This window comes from Virgibacillus salexigens (assembly GCF_014905415.1).
In the GTDB taxonomy this organism is placed as follows: Bacteria; Bacillota; Bacilli; order Bacillales; family Amphibacillaceae; genus Virgibacillus; species Virgibacillus salexigens.
The window spans coordinates 1,297,619-1,318,460 of sequence record NZ_BNEO01000001.1 but is presented as its reverse complement, the minus strand read 5'-3'; the positions used below and the strand labels follow the sequence as shown (position 1 = coordinate 1,318,460).

The window sequence follows — 20,842 nt, the reverse complement described above, 5'->3', positions numbered from 1 at the left end:
TCTGTCTATTTAATGGTCATAAATCTATAAATAAGGGGCGTTTAACATGAGAAGAGCATTTTCTAGGTTAGCTGTTTTACTTTTATTAGCTGTATTTGCTGTTGGCTGTTCAACAGGTAATGCAAATGGAGAACCCGAAGTAGATGATGTCATTGATATTGTTTGGTATCCAAATGAATCAGGAGAAGATTTGAAATCGTCTCGTGATGAGATTGGGAAAGTAATAGCGGATGCAACAGGGAAAGAAGTAGAACATCATTTAACTACAGATTATGCAATTGCAATTGAAACGCTAGTTAATAATAATGCAGATGTTGCATTTATGGGTGCACAAGGATATATCGAAGCAAATGACAGTAATGATTCGATTCAGCCGCTGGTTGTTCCAACAGGTCCTTCTGGCACACTAGACGATGCTGTTTATCACAGCTGGTTAGCTGTCAATGTTGATGACCAAGAAACGTTTAAAAAGGATGGCGAATTTTCATTAGACACGATTGCTGACAAGTCATTCTCATTTGTTTCAAATAGCTCCACATCAGGATTTAAAGTACCTTCTTCTAGTATTCTTGCACACTTTACCGAACAAGATCAATATGCCGATTTAACAGAAGAAGATTTAATGGAAGGTGGATCACTTTTCTCTCAGGTACTGTTTGGTAATTCCCATCAAGGTTCAGCCGTGAATTTATTATCTGGTAATGCCGATGTTGCTGCTTTCTGTGATACATGTGTGGAAAATTATGTGGAAATTACAGAAGGAGAAGAGAATAAGGTCGGCTCCGTTTATCGTGTCAAGGATGATGCCGCTGAACCATTCAATAAAGTGACTGGTAGTAAATTTACACTAATGAGTGTTACGCCAGTATTAAATGCACCGTTTGTTGCTAATATGGACACGTTAGGCGAAGAAGATTATAAGAAATTACAAGAAGCTTTAACCTCTGATGAAGTAGCAAATAATGCATCCATTTTTGTCCCAGAAGATGCAGAAGGATCTGCTTTATTCTTTAAATCTGGTGCCGAACGATTCGCTCCTGTAGAAGATGCATGGTTTGATCCGATTCGTGAAATCAATAAGTAAATAAAGCTTGTCAATAAACCAATAGAGTATGCACGGTAGAACGGCATACTCTTTTATCCTACCATGTAACTGACAGTGATCCTTAGGAGGCTACCAGTATACGTACGATTGTGTTCAGAGGTTTTAAGCATCTCGGAGTATTAACAATTGACGGGGGATAAAAGAACTCCCACCGATAGAAGCTTCACTATAAACAGAAAGGAGTAATGAAGATGGCATTATTACAAGTTATTGAGCTTGGTAAGTCCTACAACACAGAAACCCGTGTATTAAAAGGAGTTAATTTCGATGTAAAAGCAGGGGAATTTGTTTCTATTATTGGTCCATCTGGTGCTGGGAAGTCAACTTTACTTCGTTGTATCAATCGGATGGTATCGATAAGTGAGGGAAGTATACTATTTGATAATCAAGAAGTAAGTAGATTAAAGAAAAAGGATCTAAGAAAACTCCGTACGGACATTGGTATGGTATTCCAACATTATAACTTAGTACCAAGGTTAACGGTTATTGAAAATGTTCTTCATGGACGGTTTGGCTATAAATCAACCCTACAAGGTGTACTTGGGAGATTTAATGAAGATGAGAAAGCACGGGCATTTTATTTGCTGCACAAACTAGGAATTGAAGAGCATGCATATAAACGTTGTGATCAATTAAGTGGAGGGCAGCAACAACGAGTTGGCATTGCTCGTGCCTTGATTCAAGACCCCAAGCTTGTACTATGTGATGAACCTATTGCTTCCCTTGATCCAAATTCTTCAAAAATTATTATGGATCATTTAAAGAGCATTACTTCAGAACTAGGTATTACTTGTTTAGTTAATCTGCATCAAGTAGAAGTTGCTCATCAATATTCTGATCGGATTATTGGATTAAACGAAGGAGAAGTTGTCTTTGATGGACCAAATCACCAATTAACAGATGATAAGATTAATCGAATCTATGGAACACAAACACGAGAATTAATTACGGTGTAAGGAGAAATTAAAGTGAATGAAAAAGTCATGCAAAAACGAAAATGGCAAGCAACCTTATTCTTCATCCTTATTATAGCTGTTACGTATCTATCAGCTTTTATTACTAACTTCAACCTTATGGAAGGCTTAACTGCATTCCCCCAAGCTATTGGTTGGATTTTCGCTAATTTACTGATTACACAGGAATCGCTAGAAAAGCTTCCAACCATTTTAGAGAAGCTGACAGAAACGATATTTATGTCGATTGCAGCTACAACAACAGCTGCAGTCGTATCCCTTTTCTTAGGTATAATGGGTTCAAAAACAACGAGTATAAATGGGGTATTAAGCGTGGCAGCCCGATTTATTGCTTCTGTATCTAGAAATATCCCAGTAGTAGCTTGGGCATTAATATTATTACTTTCCTTCGGACAAAATTCCGTAACGGGTTATTTAGCTTTATTTGTCGGTACGGTGGGTTTTCTAACGAGAGCTTTCATTGAATCGATTGATGAAGCGAGTCATAGTTCGGTTGAGGCTTTAACAGCAACGGGAGCAACCTATGTTCACATTGTTAATAAAGCGGTCATTCCACAAAGCCTTCCCCAAATCATTAGCTGGATACTGTTTATGATTGAAACGAATATTAGAAGTGCCACACTGGTAGGAATTCTAACTGGAACAGGAATTGGTTACACGTTTGATATGTATTATAAGTCAATGAATTATAATGCAGTTGCATTGGTTACTTTTAGTATTGTTATCGCTGTAATCGTGATCGAATTGCTATCAAACTATATACGGAAGGTGATCTTATAATGGAAACTTTATCAAAACCAACGTATATGAAACGCAACCGGGATGGCAGCATTTTAATTAAGGCTAGAAGTAAACAACAATTGGTTATGCGTGCAACGATCGGTTCATTGATTATTTTAAGTCTTATTGGTTTTCTGCTATTTGATTATACGGGCCTTGATTTAGCAAGTGCAATTACAGAAACGGCCTATAATCTAAAGGTAATGTTCGTTGAACCTGCATTAAATCATTTTAGTTTGGGAGAAGCTTTTTATCAAGTAGGTATTACATTGGGACTAGCGGTGCTCTCTACCGTTATTGGAGCAGTTATTGCATTGTTTCTTTCTTTGATGGCTGCTACAAACCTTTCGAATGCATGGGTTTCCAAAACGGTACGAATTGTCGTTGCGTTTATTCGAGCAGTACCAACTGTTCTATGGGTCCTCATCTTTGCAATCGCAGCAGGCCTAGGAAGTGAAGCCGCTGTTCTTGGAATGCTTTTTCATTCAATTGCTTATTTAGTAAAGGCTTTTTCCGAGGCATTTGAAGAGATAGATAAAGGGATCATAGAAGCATTACAATCGACCGGATCTAATTGGTGGCATATAGTTACCCATGGGGTACTACCTTCAACGTTTACATATTTATTATCATGGACGTTTCTTAGATTTGAGATCAATTTTTCGGTAGCTGTTGCAATGGGTGCAGCGGCAGGTGCCGGTGGGATTGGTTTTGAACTATTCATGGCTTCTGGATTTTACTTTGATCTCAGTGAGGTTGGATTTATTACCTATGCTATCCTACTGATTGCTATTATCTTGGAGGTATTGTCTACCCAATTGAAAAACCGTTATTTCCCTGCTTCGGTTCGAAGCGAAAGTTGAATGGTTAAAGCGCAAGTGTCTGTAGAGATTGGGACACTTGCGCTTTTCTATAAGGGAAGGTTATAAGATTTTTAATGTAATTTCTTTTACGGGAATCATCAAGTAGGCTAATGCATATAGTGTAATTAAACCGCGACCTTGATGGAGGGATCGAATGAATATATTAAACAAGGTGAAAACTTATCGTGAGGAAGAGCGCAAGCTGCAGTGGGAAGGTACGTTCGCGGAATATCTAGAGTTATTGAAAGAGAGACCAGAGATTGCTCAGACTGCTCATTCACGCATATATAATATGATCATGAGTTCTGGTATTACAGAAAAAGACGGCAAGAAGATGTATGACTTTTTTGGAGAAGAAATTTTTGGACTGGAAGATGCAATGGAAAGATTAGTGGAAGAATATTTTCATCCAGCAGCGAAAAGGCTGGATGTACGTAAGCGTATCCTATTATTAATGGGTCCTGTAAGTGGTGGGAAATCGACAATTGTAACCATGCTGAAACGTGGACTGGAAAAGTATTCACGGACAGAGGAAGGTGCTGTTTATGCAATTAAAGGATGTCCAATGCATGAGGACCCATTGCATTTAATCCCGCATCATTTACGTGAGGAATTTGCTGAGGAATATGGTGTGCGGATTGAGGGGAGTCTATCACCACTTAATACAATGCGCTTAGAAAAAGAGTACAATGGGAAAATTGAAGATGTACGGGTAGAGCGAATTTTCCTTTCCGAAGACAAACGTGTTGGCATCGGTACGTTCAGTCCTTCTGACCCCAAATCACAGGATATTGCCGATTTGACAGGAAGCATTGATTTTTCCACCATAGCCGAATATGGTTCTGAATCCGATCCAAGAGCTTATCGATTTGATGGAGAACTGAATAAGGCCAATCGTGGAATGATGGAATTTCAGGAAATGTTAAAGTGTGATGAAAAGTTCTTATGGCATTTGCTTTCATTGACACAAGAAGGAAATTTTAAAGCAGGTCGATTTGCATTAATTAGTGCGGATGAATTGATTGTCGCCCATACGAATGAAGCTGAGTACCGCTCATTTATTTCCAATAAAAAGAACGAGGCTTTGCATTCACGGATTATTGTGATGCCAATACCTTATAATTTGGAAGTTTCACAAGAGGAACGGATTTACCAAAAAATGATCAAAGAAAGTGATATGGCGCATGTTCATATTGCTCCTCACGCGCTAAAAGTAGCAGCAATCTTTTCTATTTTGACCAGGCTGGAAGATTCAAATAAGCAAGGTGTAGATATTGTAAAGAAAATGCGCCTGTACGATGGGGAAAGTGTTGAAGGCTTTAATCAAATGGATGTGGAAGAATTGAAGGCAGAGTTTCCAGTGGAAGGAATGAACGGGATTGATCCACGTTATGTAATTAACCGTATATCTTCTGCCATCATTCGTAAGGAAGTACCATCGATCAATGCTCTGGATGTGTTGCGCTCACTAAAAGAAGGTTTAAGCCAGCATGCATCCATCTCTCAGGAAGATAAAGAAAAGTATATGAACTATATTTCTATTGCAAGAAAAGAATATGATGAGATTGCTAAAAAAGAAGTACAGAAGGCTTTTGTTTATTCCTATGAAGAATCTGCGAAGACATTAATGGATAATTATCTAGATAATGTAGAGGCATATTGTAATAAGAATAAGCTGCGTGATCCACTTACTGGCGAAGAAATGAATCCTGATGAGAAGCTAATGCGTTCGATAGAAGAGCAAATTGGAATTTCAGAAAATGCAAAAAAAGCATTTCGGGAGGAAATTCTTATTCGTATTTCTGCGTATGCCAGAAAAGGAAAAAGGTTTGATTATAACTCGCATGAACGCTTACGCCAAGCAATTCAAAAGAAATTGTTTGCCGATTTGAAAGATGTTGTAAAAATAACGACTTCTACGAAAACACCGGATGAATCACAATTGAAGAAAATCAATGAGGTTATTGCAAGATTGGTTGACGAATATGGTTATAATTCTGTCTCAGCGAATGAACTGCTCCGATATGTAGGAAGTTTGTTGAATAGATAAGTAACTTTGTGCCAATAACAGGGTGGACGCGCGCCCTGTTATTTTTTATAGCAATTCTGTTTGATGGTAAATGAACCATTTTTACAAAATAGTTTAAATAATGCAATAATAACTTAGTGCTTGCATAGGATAGAGAAAGCATCAAAACAGAAGTAGATCAAATTGTATAGGAGGGGAAGGCATGCAAGAAGATAAGGGGAATTTTGTCGTATCGAAGGAAAACTGGTCCCTCCACCGTAAAGGTTATCAGGATCAAACACGTCATATGGATAAAGTGAAAGATGCTATTAAGAATAATTTACCGGACTTGGTAAGTGAAGAAAACATTATTATGTCAAATGGAAAAGATGTAATTAAAATTCCAATTCGGTCATTAGATGAATATAAGATTCGCTATAGCTATAATAAATCAAAGCATGTCGGGCAAGGAAAGGGAGATAGCCAAGTCGGTGACATTATTGCCCAAGCTCCAAAAGGAGATGAGCAAGGCCAAGGAAGAGGCAAAAAGGCGGGAGATAAACCAGGAGAAGATTACTATGAAGCGGAAGTATCCTTAGAAGAAATTGAGAATGCCCTCTTTCGAGAATTAGAATTACCTAATCTCCAAGAAAAAGAACAGGCCGAGATTACTACAGAAAGAATTGAGTTTAATGATATTCGTAAGAAAGGTTTAATGGGTAATATTGATAAAAAGCGTACCATTCTTACTGCAATAAAAAGGAATGCTAGAGAGGGCAGACCTGGGATAACACCGATCTATAATGATGACTTACGTTTTAAAACATGGAATGATGTAACCAAGCCAGAATCCAAGGCTGTTGTATTAGCAATGATGGATACAAGTGCCTCGATGGGAACATTTGAGAAATATGTGGCTCGTAGTTTCTTTTTCTGGATGACTCGCTTCTTACGAACAAAATATGAATCAGTGGAAATTGAATTTATTGCGCATCATACGGAAGCGAAAGTGGTATCCGAAGAAGATTTCTTTTCGAAGGGAGAAAGTGGAGGCACGATTTGTTCTTCTGCCTATTCCAAAGCGTTAGAACTAATCCAAGAACAGTATCACCCATCTCGCTATAATATCTATCCATTTCATATATCCGATGGGGAAAATATCACTTCCGATAACCCTACCTGTATCGACCTTGTAGAAAAGGTTATGAAGGTGTCTAGTATGTTTGGCTATGGTGAGGTAAATGGCTATAATCGAAAATCAACCTTAATGCGCGCTTTTGAAGAAATCGATGATCCGAAGTTTAGGTACTATATTGTGAAGGAAAAAGCGGATATTTACCAAGCATTAAAAACATTCTTCAAAAAAGAAGAAGCGTTGGTATAAAAGGAGAACCGGGCATTTCTGGAGTCCCATGACCCAGTGATGCGCCGGTTCTATTCATTGACAACCTCAATTGTATAAATGGCCCGATCCGTTACTAATGCAAATCGCTCGCCATCAAACTGATATAATGAGGTATCCTCCAGCGGTATTTCATACATAGACATAGGTAATTCTTCTAGGTGATTGGAAGCATTTTCTATTTCACCAACTCCATTTAAATGTAGTGCATGTAGTGGTTGATAATCATCGATTCTTCGGGTGTTTGTCTCATAGGAGACCGCAGAGAGATCAATGATGGTTTCATCATAATCATGTAGTTCCTGCTTTGCAATTTTTACACGTTTTCCATTCCATCTTTTTAACAGCTTATTAAATTGTTCGATGGTTAAAAATTGATCTGGCATACTAATTCCTCCTAATAGGTAGTTTTTCCCGAATGAAAGGAAACATACAAAGAATGATTAGATACTTGGTTTCGTTATCATCTCACTACTTCCATCCATTTCCATTTACCTATAAAAAATGACCAAGGAATTCTATTCCTTGGTCATAGTTTATGCAGATTGTTGTACATTTTCTTCTATTTTATTTCTCCACTTTCGCAAAATAACACCATGCTTAGGGCTGAATAAGAAAGCGACAAGGAATAGCACACCTGTTGCTACGGCCATTGAACCCGCAATAGATACATTGAAGCTGACAGCGAACCAATAGCCCATTAATGCTGATACAACACCAATGACACCACTTAAAATAAGTAAAATAAGAAAGCGGTCTGTTAATAAATAGGCAGTTGCACCAGGTACGATAAGCATAGCGACGACTAGTATAGCTCCCACACTATCAAATGATGCTACCGTAGATAAGGATACCATGGTCATTAATAAATAATGAATAAAAACAACAGGTACTCCAATTAACGTTGCAAATTGCGCATCAAATGTTGACATTTTAATTTCCTTATAAAATAGGGTGATTAAAAGTAAATTGATGATGAGTACGGCACCAAGCATCCATACGGCAATAGGGCCATAGCTGACACCATTTATTGATAATGTATCCCAAGGTACAAAAGCAATCTCACCCATTAATGCATGCTGTACATCCAGGTGAACTTGATCCCCAATAAAGGAAATGAGTACAACTCCCAATGCAAACAAGGATGTAAATACGATACCAATTGCCGCATCGGATTGTACACCAGATGAATGGAGCATTTCCACAAATAGTGCTGTTAAAATACCGACGACTCCTGCACCGATCAACATGGGTACGCCATTCAGTGATTGTGTAACAAAGAATGCACCAACAATCCCTAATAAAACCGTATGGCTAATCGCATCTGCAATCATGGACATTTTTCGTAAAACCAATATCGATCCTGTCACGCCACAGGTTAGACCGACAAGACATCCAGTTAAGATAATCCACATTGTATAGGTCATGCGTGCTTCACCCCTTTAATGATAAGCCCTTTTTTTGATCCTAAGAACAAGGAAATGAAAAAGATAAGGGAGGCACTTAAAACAATAACTGGACCAGTTGGTAAATTATTAAAAGCTGTGCTTAAAACAGCACCACTAACACCAGCGATCGCACCAAATATACCAGCTAGTATCGTCATCCATCCAAGACGATCGGTCCAATACCTTGCAGAGATTGGCGGTGTAATTAATAGTGCAGCAATTAATACAACACCAACCATTTGAATACCTATGACAACTACAGCAACGACTAAAAACAAGAGAACGCCATTAAAGAATGTCACTGGTAATCCAATTCCTTTTGCAAACTGTGGATCAAAAATACTAATTTTAAATTCCTTAAAAAACAATGCCGTTAGGATGATCAAAACCAATGCACCAATGGCTATTAATTGAACATCACTCCTTACAAGGGAAGCTGCTTGCCCAAAGATAAATGAATCGAGTCCTGCTTGATTTCCGCTGGAGTTCTGCTGGATGTAGGTTAACAAAACAATACCAAGTCCAAAAAAAACAGAAATAATGATGCCGATCGCTGCGTCTGTTTTAATACGCGATTTATTCACGATGGTTTGAATCGATTGAGTTGCGATCAAACTAGTAACTGCCGCCCCTGCTAAGAGAAAAGGTACCGATTTGACTTGAAATAGAATATAAATAATACATACACCTGGCAATGCCGCGTGAGCCATAGCATCACTAATTAGACTTTGCCTTTTCAGTAAAACAAAACTTCCAATGACACCACTCGCAAAACCTAATAGTAAACTCCCTGCAAGCACCCATTGCAAGTTAGCACTGGAAAAAAAAGATGAAAAAGCGTCCATCTTACGTACTCTCCTTTACAGTAGCCGGGGCTTTTTGTAAGAATGCAATCTTTCCTCCGTATGCTTGTTCTAAATTATCAAGGGTAAATACGGTCTGCGTTTCTCCATAAGCAATAGGTGATTTATTTAATAATAATACGTGATCAAAATAATCATTTACTGTTTGTAAATCATGATGGACAACAAGGACTGTCTTGCCCTCTGCTTTCCATTCTTTCATCAATTGAATGATTGCTTTCTCCGTAGATGCATCCACACCTGCAAATGGTTCATCCATAAAGTAGACTTTCGCATCTTGAGCCATAGCTCTTGCTAGAAAGACACGCTGCTGTTGTCCGCCTGATAATTGACTAATCTGTCGAGTGGCGTAGTCTTGCATGCCAACTTTTTCAAGACAGGTTTTGGCCCATGTAACTTCTTTTTTGTTGGCGCGTTTGAACAAACCAATGTGATTATATCTTCCCATTAGTACGACATCGAGTGCATTAGTTGGAAAATCCCAATCGACTTCGCTGCGCTGTGGTACGTAACCGATAATTTTCTTCTGTGATTTTATTGGTTTATGAAATACTTCTACATTACCTGAGAGTGTAGGTAATAATTGTAAAATAGACTTAATAAGCGTTGACTTACCAGCACCATTCGGACCGATAATCCCGGTTATCGACCCTTCTGGTACAGCAAAAGACACATCTTCAAGTGCTAACTGTTTATCATAGGTTACTGATATATCCTTCACTGACAATGCATACATGCTATCCTCCACCTTACTTTAAAGATTCTACAATCGTTTCCACATTATGTCTAAACATCCCAATATAGGTACCTTCTTCTGTACCTTCTTCACCCATTGCATCGGAGTACAATTCACCGCCAATGGAGACATCATGTCCTTCCTCTTTCGCACCTTCTACTACCGCATTAATAGAACGTTCGGATACACTGCTTTCAACGAATACACCTTTAATATTTCGTTTGACGAGTACATCAATAATTCGTTGAATATCGTTGACGCCATAATCCGATTCGGTGCTTAACCCTTGAAGCCCTAATACTTCAAAGCCATAAGCTTCACCGAAGTAATTGAATGCATCATGAGCTGTTACAAGAACACGACTTTCTTCTGGAATTTCCTCAAATCTATCCATAGCGTATTCATTTAGTTTATCAAGCTCTTCTAGGTAAGCTTCGGTATTTTTAACATATGTTTCTTCATTGCTGGGATCCAGTTCGATAAGTCCGTCCCGGACAGCTTCGGCAGCATATTTCCACAAGTTAATATCGAACCATACATGGGGATCACTCACATCTGGACTGTCAGGGTCAGCCAGTAATTTATCCTCAGGAATACGCTCTGCCACTGGAATGGTTGGTTTTTCCTTTTTCATTTCTTCAAAGATTTCTCCCATTTGTCCTTCAAGATGCAAGCCGTTGTAAAAAATGATATCAGCACTTGTCATATTTTGAATATCGCCTTGGACTGCTTTATATAAATGCGGATCAACCCCTGGTCCCATTAGGCTATTTACTTCTACAAGCTCACCGCCAATATTCTTTGTTATATCTCCAATTTGGGCAGTAGTTGTTACAATTTCAACCGGTTTATCCTCTGAACCTTGTATCTCCTCTGATCCCGAGGAACAGCCTGCAACTCCGATAATAAATAGGGTAGTAATCATAAAAAATCCGATCTTTCTCAATGTGGTATTTCCCCTCTCTAATAAAGTTTGATTAATGCAAAACAAACCTAAAAAAATTCTCTTGCATTATATGTGAATCATGCTCTTGTTGTATTATGTCCAAAAGGTTTTATTGGTTATAAAAAGTTTCCTATAGGCAAATTATATGGCAATGGTTTAAATTTATCAATACTTTTGTTTAAAAACTTTGGACGTATCACTTATTAACTAGATCAATCGTCCTCATGTAGCATTTGAGTATAAAAGTGACCCCCTTTTATATCCGCTAAAGCTTTTCGGATAAACTGTAATCATTCTTTTATTTGTTCATAAACTGTATAAAGTACGTTTGGAGGGATCTATTTGACCGAAATGAAGAAACTCGATCGTGCCATTGACGAAATTACGGAAATTGCGTCCGGATTTGGGTTGGATTTTTATCCAATGCGTTATGAAATCTGTCCAGCAGATATTATTTATACATTTGGTGCTTATGGAATGCCAACACGTTTTAGCCATTGGAGCTTTGGAAAACAATTTCATCGGATGAAGCTGCAATATGATTTGGGACTGAGTCAAATTTATGAATTGGTGATTAATTCTAATCCGTGCTATGCCTTTTTACTAGATACTAATAGCCTTATTCAAAATAAATTGATCGTTGCTCATGTGTTGGCGCACTGTGATTTCTTTAAGAATAATGTGCGCTTTTCCAATACAAGAAGGGATATGGTAGAGAGTATGACGGCAACGGCTGAACGAATCGCTCACTATGAAATGATTCATGGAAAACAAGAAGTGGAAGCATTTTTAGATGCTATTCTTGCAATTCAAGAGCATATTGATCCGTCGATTATCAGACCCAAGTTACCAGATTATCAAATAGAAGAAGAGGAAGAGCAGCTATCTATACAAAAAACGCCGTATGATGACTTATGGAGCTTGGATGAGAAGGCTGAGAATAAACAAAAAAGGGAAATAAAAAAAAGAAAGAAGTTTCCTCCTCGACCAGAGAAAGATCTTCTGTTATTTATTGAAGAATATAGCAGAGAGCTAGACGATTGGCAACGAGATATATTGACCATGATGCGTGAAGAGATGCTCTACTTTTGGCCACAGTTAGAGACGAAAATTATGAATGAAGGCTGGGCTTCCTATTGGCATCAGCGCATTTTACGTGAGCTGGATTTAACGAGTGATGAAACGATTGAATTTGCTTCCTTAAATGCTGGAGTTGTTCAACCATCGAGGCATCAAATTAATCCTTATTATTTGGGAATAAAGATCTTTGAAGATATTGAGGAACGTTATAATCATCCTACCAAAGAGATGAAGGAATTGGGTGTTCAAGATAATTCAGGTAGAGAAAAAATTTTCGAAGTACGAGAACTGGAGTCAGACATATCATTTATTCGTAATTATTTAACGAAAGAATTGGTACAGCGAGAAGATATGTATTTATTTGAGAAGAAAGGAAGGAATTATCAAATTACGAATAAAGATTATGAAGCAGTCCGAGATCAATTAGTAACCATGCGTGTAAATGGTGGTTTTCCTTATATTACGGTAGAAAATGGAGATTATCTACGTAATGGGGAGCTCTATTTAGTTCATAATTATGAAGGAACGGAACTGGACCTTACCTATTTAGAACATGTTCTTCCTTATATTTATCAATTATGGGGCAAAACGGTTTATTTAGAAACCTATGTGGAGGAGAAGAAAGTCATCTATTCTCACGATGGGAAGAAAACGTACCATCGCCAATTATAGTCAAATGGGGCTGACGCTTGCGTCAGCCCCAATTTAGATTTTTGCCAGTCACATTTGCAAATTTAACCATGATCTCTTTTAAATAATGGTAATCCATTGATGGAAGACTTTGGACATCTACCGCTTCTAAAACATAATGGGTAAAGTCCCAAAGCTCTTTTTGGATCGACTGATTGCTGACAACCGCACATTTATATAATACGTCTACGATGTTACTTACGACAGATATATCATCTTTGCCATAATGTTTAATTTGGTAAAAGCTTTTATATAGATAATCCCGAAATCTTTTTTGTTCCATTATTAATCTTAAATCTCCTTGATTATCCGAGAAGTACGTGATCGGGCGGTAATTTCCTGCTAACTCGGTTAGTAAACCACCAAGACGATGAATACAATTAATTGCTGTATTTGGGTCGTTCATCCCCGTTGATAAAGCTTTTACAGCAATTTCAACTAATTTTTCCATCGAGAATTCAATATCTTGCAAATTTGTTCGTTCATTTCCCACCATAAGAAATTGATCGTGTTCGGCTTCAATTACATCTTTGTGGTTAAACGACCAATAATAAAATACGGGCATTCCCTTAGGTACATAATCTCCTACTTGGAAATTTGCTTCGAGTACCATGTTATTTTTACTAGCCCATTGAATGAGATAGTTGTAATCAACATGCTGAATATATCCAGAGCGCAATGCATACGTGGTTTGCTTATCCTTTTCCTTTATCTCCTGAATTTGTGAATGGTCCCAATGTTGGTGCTCACCATATGTCCGATCTGCAAAGGTCTCTTTAATTAATTTCGATGTTTCATTACGTACAGTCGAAATTAAAAAGTTCACCTGTACATAACGCGCGGCATAATGGATAAACAAGATGAAAAATCCTAGAGAGAGAATAGTGAATATCACTGTGAAAAAAGGGCTTAATAAGTCTTTCTGCTTCGATTCTGTTAACAGCCATAAATTAATCAACACAAATATAAACCCAAAGGTAAACACACCTAAGACATGTTTAGTGATTTTACTTCGCATAAAATCTTGTAAGGCCCGCGGCGAAAACTGGGAAGAATAAGTGGTTAATACAACCATGATTGTTGAGAAGCTGATGGTTATCATGGTGAGCATCGCGGTGATTAGAGCTGAATACAAATTCTTTGCGATACTTTGTCCTGTTAGTAGTATATCTGGAATACTATTCGAAAATCTTGGTACGAGCGTAACATCGATTAACGTGATGATACTGACAGCAAGAATGGAACATAGCCCATATATAATTGGTAAAAACCAAAAGCTATCGCGTAATTTAGAAGAAGCTTTGGTGGTATTCATTTTATACCTCTTTTCTGTCATTCTATAGATGTCTCTTGCATTCTTTCTTTTTTTATGTTCCCCGGTAATACGTAAGTAAAACGAGAAGAAGAAAGATTTAGGTTAGAATGGGAGGTGTAGCCAGAAATGAGAGGTGACATTTCTCGTGAAGTTTTGATGCTGACTTGATATGATTAAATCATGCAAAAATAGATAAAGAAAAAGGTGATCGTATGTATGATCTTGAGAATAAAGTTGTTCTGATTACTGGCGCTTCTAAAGGTCAAGGCGAGTCTCAAGTAAACAAGTTTTTGTCCTTAGGAGCTCGAGTCGTCATTGCTTCCCGTAAGCTGCAAGATGCTAAGAAACTTTCCCAAGAAGCTGAAGTAAATCAAACGCTTCCTGTTCAGCTTGATGTTACAAGCGAAGAAGATTGGGAACAAGCTATCCAATCTACCATCGCAGTGTTTGGGCGGTTGGACGTACTCGTGAATAATGCTGGTTTATATTATAATGGTCCTTTAACAGACACAGAATTGAATCGCTACCGTGAAATTATAAATGTGAATCAAATAGGTGTTTTCCTTGGTATGCAAAACGTTATTCCTGTCATGTCGAAGCAAAGGGCAGGATCCATTATTAACAATGTATCTATTTCCGCTTTTGCGCCGTTGGATGGTACAGCAGCTTATGCCTCATCGAAGGCAGCTGTGGTTGCAATGTCGAAGGCAACTGCTGTAGAAGTTGGTGAATTGGGAATTAGAATCAATATGGTACACCCTGGAGGTGTAAATACGGAAATGGCGAAGAAAAGTGGAACGCTGCCGATTTATGGGCAAACACCGTTAGGAAGAATCGGTGAACCAACAGAGATTGCAAATGTTATTGCTTTTCTTGCTTCCAGTCAGAGTTCATACTGTACGGGTGCTGAATTTGTTGTTGACGGTGGATTAACGCTTGGCACACGAACAGAATGATCTTGAACCTCTTAAATGACAAAGGTTTCTTCCGTTTAGGCTCGCGTTCCCCCGAAAGCAGATTGACAAAGATATAATTACAAAATATATTACTTCATTTAATAAATGGTTAAATTCTGAAAAATAGGATAGACAAATGGACAAGAAGTGATAAAATCTATAGTAATAGATAAAAAGGAGCGCCCGATCATGAAGCAATGGATGAGAAAAATAGCCGTCATTTTAATTACAATAATGACTTTAGGGATGTACGTTCCTGCTTCTTTAACTGCCGATCCGGAGGAGCCCAAACAACGTTATGACTCGGGATCGAATGTAAATGAAGCAACTTCTACTACTGTACTAGAACAATCGACGAACGTAGCTTTAACAATGGAGCAGCTTAGTCATAAGATCAAGGCACAGACTGAGCTTAAAATGGGGCCAAGGATTACGCGTCGTGTAGGTGATGAATTTACATCGGTTATTCTGCCAAACATTGAAGCGGTTATGCAAACCATCTTGCTCGATGAAAACAACCAACCAATTCCTTATTATACGATTACAGAAGACCCTGCTGATGGTTATGGAGAACGTATCTTTAATATTTTAGATGTAAAGAATCAGCAGTATGTTGCGAAATTCCACGTAAGGAGAGACCATCGTCCATTAGAAGGGCATTGGTTTAACTTCCATTATCATATTAAAGACGATAATTTTGAGAAACATTATGATATTGGCGATATATACTGGGATAAGAATACACCACCAAAATGGATGGCTTAAGAAGTGCTGGGATGAAATGTTCCGGCACTTCTTATATCTTTTATTCAATTTCTGCTAAAACATCACCGAGCTGACGATTTTGGATGAGTTGATCAGCATAATTGTCGAAAGCAGTTGGTTCTCGATTTACAATAACCAATCTTGCTCCACGTTCTTTAGCAATTAAAGGGAACTGATTTGCTGGTGTGACACTTAACGAAGAACCGAGAACAATAAATAAGTCAGCCTTCTCGGATTCTAATAAAGCCATTTGAAAGGCATCCACAGGCAATGTTTCACCAAAAAGGAAAATGGAAGGGCGTAAGATACCACCACACTCACAATAGTATCCCCTCTGAACGTATTCTTCACTACTATATTCTCTTTGACACGACTGGCAATGAAGCTTTTGCAGGGTTCCATGGAGTTCTGCTACCCGTTTACTGCCTGCTTGTTGATGAAAACCATCCACGTTTTGTGTGACTACAGATTGGACGATTCCTTGTTTTTCCCAATCTGCGAGGATATAGTGGCCTTTATGTGGTTGATAGTTTTTTACACCTATGACGCGTTCGCGATAAAATTGTGTAAACGCCTCGACATTGTTATTTAATGCTTCTGTACTTGCAATCTGACTAGGGTCTTGGTTGTTCCACAGTCCTTGATTTGCTGAACGAAAATCAGGTAAACCACTTTCTGTCGACATGCCTGCTCCAGTAAAAACAACAACATAACTTGCTTCATTTAGCCACTTCTTTAGCAATATGCTTCCCTCCATTTTATTTACCTTATTGATTTATTGGAATTAGAAAGCTTGTCTTTTTCCTATAAGGTAAGCCTTCATCAAGGATGGAATTGTTTTCTCTTATCTTATCATATTTCTCATCCACGATTGAATCTTTTCACAGCCGTTTCTAAAATGGGCGTGGTCTTCTGTCCCAATTAACCTATTGAGGCATAAACTAGTAGTGTAGATGGAATCAAAGGAGTGCATTTACATGGGCTTATATATAAATCGAGATAATCATACAACCATTTATGAACATGAAGAAGCTAGGAAGGAGCCGAATCAACGATTCTTTGTTAGAAACCATACGACCGAAATGGTAAAAGAACAGCAAAAGGTAAATGCTGCATTGCAACAGTCTTTTAATCGTCTAAATCGCTTGGTTGCTCAGCAGGATGTGAAGGCATCGACTCGATTTAAAGAGGTCAGCAAGCGACTAAATCAATTAAAAGAATTGCACACCGAGCATGATCAAGTAGAACAGAAAGTAATGCAACAGCTACATCATTTGGAAACAACCACAGCAAATCTGGAAAATGTTTTAAATGACCATCAATTATCTAAACAGGATTTTCACAAGCAAATGGATATGCTGAAAGATTCGGATGAAAAATTAATGGAGCAATTAAAAATGTCTGAACAGGCGAATGCCGATGTTGCCAAGAGGGTTGAAGCACATTTAGAATTACAGGAAGGTCTTGTAGAACGTGTGAATAACCATGATAAAAAACAGAAAGAAACAAATGCACGTTTAGAAAATCAAGAAGCGTTAACAGAAAAGATGGTGAGGCAGTTGGATAATATCCGCTCTATTCTGTTTGAGCGAACCAATTATCTGGCAGAAAAAATTGAAGATGGTTATCAGTTAACTTCGTCCTATGTAACGAAGTTAATGACTGGAGATGAGCAACCACGGACGTTATTGATGATGCATCGTAATAAGGGAAGAGATAAAGAATAACCAGCTTTTCACTTTGTTTAAGCTTGTAGTACTTCTGCAAGCTTTTTTATTGTCTAGGAAATGGTAGATGGTGGAATAACGAACCAAGTAATCTAGCGAAAATCGAATGCTCCTTTTAGCTATCCTTCATTTTAAATTCATGCTTCTCATAAACTTCTCATTATTTATAATCTACTTCTCATGGTGGACTCAGTTTTCATTGATACATTTATCATATCAAAAATTTTTCATGAGGAGCGGTTAACGTGAGAGTAGTTATGATACCTTCGGGCTTTAAAGAATGCTTACAGGTTGGAGAGGTTGCTGAAGCTATGGAAAGGGGAGCTAGAAGATTTGATAAGACAATGGACATCAAAGTTGTGCCGATGATCGACGGTGGAGAAGGCTTTACGAAAACCATTATTAATATAAAAGGTGGTCAACTTGTTCATCGAGAAGTAGTCGGTCCAGTCGGTGAAAAAGTTCCCAGTTATTTTGGGGTTATTCGTGAGAATGGGAAGCGAACTGCCGTAATAGAAATGGCCGCGGTAGCTGGTTTACATTTAGTACCGGTTCAGCAAAGAAATCCTCTGAAGACAACGTCCTATGGAGTTGGAGAATTAATTATCCATGCCTTGGATTACGGTGTGGATCATATTCTGATAGGATGTGGGGACTCCGGAACTTCTGATGGAGGAGCTGGGATGGCTGAGGCATTAGGTGTCCGCTTTTATAACGATAAACAGCAATTGATAACGGTTGAAGGTGGAGAACGATTAATTGAAGTGGCAGAAGTGGATACAAGTGAACTAGATAAACGTCTGCATCATATTCCAGTTGATGTAGCTTGTAATTGGAAGAACGTCCTTTGCGGTAATCAAGGAGTTGCCCGCATATTTGGACCACAAAAGGGTGCTACCCCGTCACAGGTTGACCTTTTATCTGAAGGATTCGAACGTTATGCAACAGTAATTGAAACAGCAATTGGTGTAAATGTACGAATGATTCCAGGTGGAGGCGCATCTGGTGGATTAGGCGCAGGTTTGGCAGCGTTTACAGGGGCGAAGTTACATGAACGGTTTTCATTAATTCGTAGGTTTATTGATATCGAACAAGCAATCGCAACTGCGGATGTCGTTTTCTCTGCAGAGGGAAGTTTAGATTTCCAAACACCCAATGGAAAAGTTCCTGCTGAAGTAGCAAGAATTGCAAAGAAATATGATGTGCCTGTCATTCTTATCGCTGGTGCAATTGGAAAAGGGGCAACTGCGAATTACCGAGCAGGTATCCATGCCTATACCAGTATTACACAGAAGCCAGTCGTACTTCAAGAAGCGTTGGAGTTAGCACCTATCTGGATCGCAGACAGTATTGAATCGATATTAAGACAAATCGACATTGGTAAGAAGGTAGCGAAGCGAAAGGATGTTATTCATGTTAAGAGGAATGGCCGAATCTATCAAAATCAGTAAATCAGGATTATTGGAATCGCGGCTGCCTTTCAAAAATACAGTTGTTCTTATTTTACATCTCTTCTATTTAATGGCAGTTGTCTTACCAGGAGCGCTAGATTATTCGGCCAAAGTTTCGTTATTCATCTTTTTATCCGCAATGACTTGTTGGGTGTTGACGAAACTTCCTGCTGGTTTTATAGCAATTGCAGCCTTAATGGCAATTATTTTATTAGGAGGAGCTACTCCTTCCATCTTATATGATGCATTAGCGCAAGAGGTTGTTTGGCTTATGATAGGTGCTTTTATTATGGGAGAAGCGGTAAAACAGTCTGGGTTAACGGATCGCATGATCGATTATTTACTGAAGAATGCTTCATGTAAAGAAAAACTCCTTCGTCGTTTAACAAATGTACTTTTATTATCTGCGTTTTTCGTTCCATCCACCTCTGGCCGAGCTGCATTAGCGAAGCCGTTAATTGCGCAAATAGGTGAACGGTGGCAGTCAGAAAAAGAGAAACGTTTTCTTGCATTATTTACACCGATTCTGATTTTAATAAGTACTTCAGCTACGGTAATTGGAGCAGGATCTCACCTGATTGGCGTTGGATTATTGGAAAATGCAACCGGACAATCGATTACGTATATCCAGTGGTTCATTTGGGGTGTACCATTTACTATCGTAATTAGTTTTCTTACATTATATATTCTAAAGTGGATGATTTGGCCGAAAGAAAAGCGAAACGAAAAGAATCATGTGACCATTTCACAACAACAAAAGATGGATGGATCGCTTAATCAAAAGGAGATTCGTGCGTTAGGATTTATTGGTTTGGTTTTACTAGGGTGGCTAACGCATCCCATTCATCATTATGATATTGGATTTATTACGATGTTGGGAGCAATGTTATTTATGGCTCCTGTTTATGGAGTGATAACCTGGAAGCAAGCAGTAAATTCTGTATCTTGGCCACTTATCTTATTTGTAGCGTGTGCTACTACTTTAGGCGGAACACTTATTGATACCGGTGTAATTAATTGGTTGGAAAAGGAGTTATTCATTGGTTTAAACCTAATTAACCAAGCTCCAGAATGGTTGTTATTGCTAATTATTTTACTGATTACAATAACTAGTCATTTCTATATCCACTCGCATACGACGAGGGCTGTTATATTCATTCCAAGCTTGATTGTTTTTAGTGAAACAATTGGGTTAGATTCCACGTCAGTTGTATTTCTTAGCTTAATCGGAATGAATTATTGTTTGACATTTCCAGTTAGCTCGAAGGCAATTTTGCTGTTTGCGGAAGATACATCATTTGATAAGAAACAGTTGCTCCAACTTAGTGGTGTGCTGATGCCTGTCTATATTCTAGTTATGGTATTCTTTTACTTCACGTATTGGCAGTGGACTGGATTACAGCTTTAATTGTTGGAATAGTTGGCGTGCAGTATCACCAGCTATTCCATTTCATCATGATTAGCAACTTCTTGTAACCCATGTAAATCCACGATTTGTTCCTCAGCCATCTCATCTAAAGCGAAGACTGTTGCAGTTGTTTCTTGTAAATCTTTTATATATACCGGAATCCCTCGATAGCGAACTTGGATAAGTTCTAATGCATCCATGATTTCTTGTGCACGTTCCTTTTTCATTTTTTCACCTACTTTTACCTTTATTTTTCGTTTTATGGACGGAAAATATGCGATGGTTCATTATAAGGAAAATAAAGGTTTTTCTTTTGTATAATTGG

20 protein-coding genes are annotated in these 20,842 nt (G+C 38.2%); 12 read left to right on the top strand and 8 right to left on the bottom strand.

Annotation, left to right across the window (positions count from 1 at the left end; genetic code table 11):
- The first annotated feature begins 46 nt into the window (after window positions 1–46).
- The 6 genes from JKP73_RS05970 (at window position 47) to yhbH (ending at window position 7,114) form a co-directional block, all read left to right on the top strand.
- Window positions 47–1,084, top strand: a complete 1,038-nt coding sequence (locus JKP73_RS05970) for a PhnD/SsuA/transferrin family substrate-binding protein (RefSeq protein WP_021290073.1) — start codon at window positions 47–49, stop codon at window positions 1,082–1,084.
- Window positions 1,085–1,296: 212 nt separating this feature from the next.
- Window positions 1,297–2,061, top strand: a complete 765-nt coding sequence (phnC, locus tag JKP73_RS05965; protein ID WP_021290072.1) for a phosphonate ABC transporter ATP-binding protein — start codon at window positions 1,297–1,299, stop codon at window positions 2,059–2,061.
- A gap of 12 nt (window positions 2,062–2,073) precedes the next feature.
- Window positions 2,074–2,859, top strand: a complete 786-nt coding sequence (gene phnE, locus JKP73_RS05960; protein ID WP_038241847.1) for a phosphonate ABC transporter, permease protein PhnE — start codon at window positions 2,074–2,076, stop codon at window positions 2,857–2,859.
- Window positions 2,859–3,722 (top strand): ABC transporter permease subunit, encoded by an 864-nt coding sequence (locus JKP73_RS05955; RefSeq protein WP_021290070.1) that lies wholly within the window; start codon window positions 2,859–2,861, stop codon window positions 3,720–3,722. The genes phnE and JKP73_RS05955 overlap by 1 nt, the downstream gene beginning before the upstream one ends.
- Before the next feature lie 154 nt (window positions 3,723–3,876).
- The gene (locus JKP73_RS05950; protein WP_021290069.1) at window positions 3,877–5,772 is read left to right on the top strand and encodes a PrkA family serine protein kinase; all 1,896 of its coding nucleotides are present in this window, start codon (window positions 3,877–3,879) and stop codon (window positions 5,770–5,772) included.
- Window positions 5,773–5,953: 181 nt separating this feature from the next.
- Window positions 5,954–7,114: a sporulation protein YhbH gene (yhbH, locus tag JKP73_RS05945; protein WP_021290068.1), complete on the top strand. Its 1,161-nt coding sequence runs from the start codon at window positions 5,954–5,956 to the stop codon at window positions 7,112–7,114.
- Window positions 7,115–7,164: 50 nt separating this feature from the next.
- On the opposite strand, the gene ymzB is transcribed toward yhbH, so the two are convergent.
- From ymzB to JKP73_RS05920, 5 genes are all read right to left on the bottom strand, one after another.
- Window positions 7,165–7,518 (bottom strand): protein YmzB, encoded by a 354-nt coding sequence (ymzB, locus tag JKP73_RS05940; RefSeq protein ID WP_021290067.1) that lies wholly within the window; start codon window positions 7,516–7,518, stop codon window positions 7,165–7,167.
- A gap of 150 nt (window positions 7,519–7,668) precedes the next feature.
- Window positions 7,669–8,559, bottom strand: coding sequence for a metal ABC transporter permease (locus JKP73_RS05935; protein WP_200410990.1), 891 nt, complete (start codon window positions 8,557–8,559; stop codon window positions 7,669–7,671).
- Window positions 8,556–9,425: a metal ABC transporter permease gene (locus JKP73_RS05930; protein ID WP_021290065.1), complete on the bottom strand. Its 870-nt coding sequence runs from the start codon at window positions 9,423–9,425 to the stop codon at window positions 8,556–8,558. Before JKP73_RS05930 ends, JKP73_RS05935 begins: the two co-directional genes overlap by 4 nt.
- A 1-nt stretch (window position 9,426) precedes the next feature.
- The gene (locus JKP73_RS05925; protein WP_200410989.1) at window positions 9,427–10,179 is read right to left on the bottom strand and encodes a metal ABC transporter ATP-binding protein; all 753 of its coding nucleotides are present in this window, start codon (window positions 10,177–10,179) and stop codon (window positions 9,427–9,429) included.
- Window positions 10,180–10,192: 13 nt separating this feature from the next.
- Complete coding sequence (locus tag JKP73_RS05920) at window positions 10,193–11,125, bottom strand: metal ABC transporter solute-binding protein, Zn/Mn family (RefSeq protein WP_234447061.1); 933 nt, start codon at window positions 11,123–11,125, stop codon at window positions 10,193–10,195.
- A gap of 351 nt (window positions 11,126–11,476) precedes the next feature.
- Here JKP73_RS05920 and JKP73_RS05915 point away from each other — a divergent pair, with 351 nt between their 5' ends.
- Entirely contained in the window at window positions 11,477–12,877 is a 1,401-nt protein-coding gene (locus tag JKP73_RS05915; protein WP_031335241.1) for a SpoVR family protein, read from the top strand.
- Between the two features lie 22 nt (window positions 12,878–12,899).
- Here the strand turns inward: JKP73_RS05915 and JKP73_RS05910 are convergent, their stop codons facing one another.
- Entirely contained in the window at window positions 12,900–14,210 is a 1,311-nt protein-coding gene (locus JKP73_RS05910; protein WP_200410988.1) for a DUF2254 domain-containing protein, read from the bottom strand.
- A gap of 212 nt (window positions 14,211–14,422) precedes the next feature.
- Here JKP73_RS05910 and JKP73_RS05905 point away from each other — a divergent pair, with 212 nt between their 5' ends.
- Together JKP73_RS05905 and JKP73_RS05900 are read left to right on the top strand one after the other, a co-directional pair.
- Window positions 14,423–15,166 (top strand): SDR family NAD(P)-dependent oxidoreductase, encoded by a 744-nt coding sequence (locus JKP73_RS05905; protein ID WP_021290060.1) that lies wholly within the window; start codon window positions 14,423–14,425, stop codon window positions 15,164–15,166.
- 189 nt (window positions 15,167–15,355) lie between these two features.
- Window positions 15,356–15,931, top strand: coding sequence for a YpjP family protein (locus tag JKP73_RS05900; protein WP_021290059.1), 576 nt, complete (start codon window positions 15,356–15,358; stop codon window positions 15,929–15,931).
- Window positions 15,932–15,971: 40 nt separating this feature from the next.
- On the opposite strand, the gene JKP73_RS05895 is transcribed toward JKP73_RS05900, so the two are convergent.
- Window positions 15,972–16,673 (bottom strand): NAD-dependent protein deacylase, encoded by a 702-nt coding sequence (locus tag JKP73_RS05895; protein WP_200410987.1) that lies wholly within the window; start codon window positions 16,671–16,673, stop codon window positions 15,972–15,974.
- A gap of 235 nt (window positions 16,674–16,908) precedes the next feature.
- Here JKP73_RS05895 and JKP73_RS05890 point away from each other — a divergent pair, with 235 nt between their 5' ends.
- From JKP73_RS05890 to JKP73_RS05880, 3 genes are all read left to right on the top strand, one after another.
- Window positions 16,909–17,658: a hypothetical protein gene (locus JKP73_RS05890; protein ID WP_038241871.1), complete on the top strand. Its 750-nt coding sequence runs from the start codon at window positions 16,909–16,911 to the stop codon at window positions 17,656–17,658.
- 245 nt (window positions 17,659–17,903) lie between these two features.
- Window positions 17,904–19,109, top strand: a complete 1,206-nt coding sequence (locus tag JKP73_RS05885) for a glycerate kinase family protein (protein WP_021290056.1) — start codon at window positions 17,904–17,906, stop codon at window positions 19,107–19,109.
- Window positions 19,072–20,517, top strand: coding sequence for an SLC13 family permease (locus JKP73_RS05880; RefSeq protein ID WP_188942649.1), 1,446 nt, complete (start codon window positions 19,072–19,074; stop codon window positions 20,515–20,517). Before JKP73_RS05885 ends, JKP73_RS05880 begins: the two co-directional genes overlap by 38 nt.
- A 32-nt stretch (window positions 20,518–20,549) precedes the next feature.
- Here the strand turns inward: JKP73_RS05880 and JKP73_RS05875 are convergent, their stop codons facing one another.
- Entirely contained in the window at window positions 20,550–20,744 is a 195-nt protein-coding gene (locus tag JKP73_RS05875) for a small, acid-soluble spore protein, H family (protein ID WP_021290054.1), read from the bottom strand.
- Window positions 20,745–20,842 lie beyond the last annotated feature (98 nt).

What these genes read in the sequence shown, in the direction of transcription:
- phnC (WP_021290072.1), top strand. Translation starts at nt 1,297, where the DNA reads ATGGCATTATTACAAGTTATTGAGCTTGGTAAGTCCTACAACACAGAA.
- JKP73_RS05880 (WP_188942649.1), top strand. Translation starts at nt 19,072, where the DNA reads ATGTTAAGAGGAATGGCCGAATCTATCAAAATCAGTAAATCAGGATTA.
- JKP73_RS05890 (WP_038241871.1), top strand. Translation starts at nt 16,909, where the DNA reads ATGGGCTTATATATAAATCGAGATAATCATACAACCATTTATGAACAT.
- JKP73_RS05955 (WP_021290070.1), top strand. Translation starts at nt 2,859, where the DNA reads ATGGAAACTTTATCAAAACCAACGTATATGAAACGCAACCGGGATGGC.
- JKP73_RS05915 (WP_031335241.1), top strand. Translation starts at nt 11,477, where the DNA reads ATGAAGAAACTCGATCGTGCCATTGACGAAATTACGGAAATTGCGTCC.
- JKP73_RS05930 (WP_021290065.1), bottom strand. Translation starts at nt 9,425, where the DNA reads ATGGACGCTTTTTCATCTTTTTTTTCCAGTGCTAACTTGCAATGGGTG.
- yhbH (WP_021290068.1), top strand. Translation starts at nt 5,954, where the DNA reads ATGCAAGAAGATAAGGGGAATTTTGTCGTATCGAAGGAAAACTGGTCC.
- JKP73_RS05900 (WP_021290059.1), top strand. Translation starts at nt 15,356, where the DNA reads ATGAAGCAATGGATGAGAAAAATAGCCGTCATTTTAATTACAATAATG.
- JKP73_RS05905 (WP_021290060.1), top strand. Translation starts at nt 14,423, where the DNA reads ATGTATGATCTTGAGAATAAAGTTGTTCTGATTACTGGCGCTTCTAAA.
- JKP73_RS05935 (WP_200410990.1), bottom strand. Translation starts at nt 8,559, where the DNA reads ATGACCTATACAATGTGGATTATCTTAACTGGATGTCTTGTCGGTCTA.
- ymzB (WP_021290067.1), bottom strand. Translation starts at nt 7,518, where the DNA reads ATGCCAGATCAATTTTTAACCATCGAACAATTTAATAAGCTGTTAAAA.
- JKP73_RS05925 (WP_200410989.1), bottom strand. Translation starts at nt 10,179, where the DNA reads ATGTATGCATTGTCAGTGAAGGATATATCAGTAACCTATGATAAACAG.
- JKP73_RS05875 (WP_021290054.1), bottom strand. Translation starts at nt 20,744, where the DNA reads ATGAAAAAGGAACGTGCACAAGAAATCATGGATGCATTAGAACTTATC.
- JKP73_RS05910 (WP_200410988.1), bottom strand. Translation starts at nt 14,210, where the DNA reads ATGAATACCACCAAAGCTTCTTCTAAATTACGCGATAGCTTTTGGTTT.
- JKP73_RS05970 (WP_021290073.1), top strand. Translation starts at nt 47, where the DNA reads ATGAGAAGAGCATTTTCTAGGTTAGCTGTTTTACTTTTATTAGCTGTA.
- JKP73_RS05950 (WP_021290069.1), top strand. Translation starts at nt 3,877, where the DNA reads ATGAATATATTAAACAAGGTGAAAACTTATCGTGAGGAAGAGCGCAAG.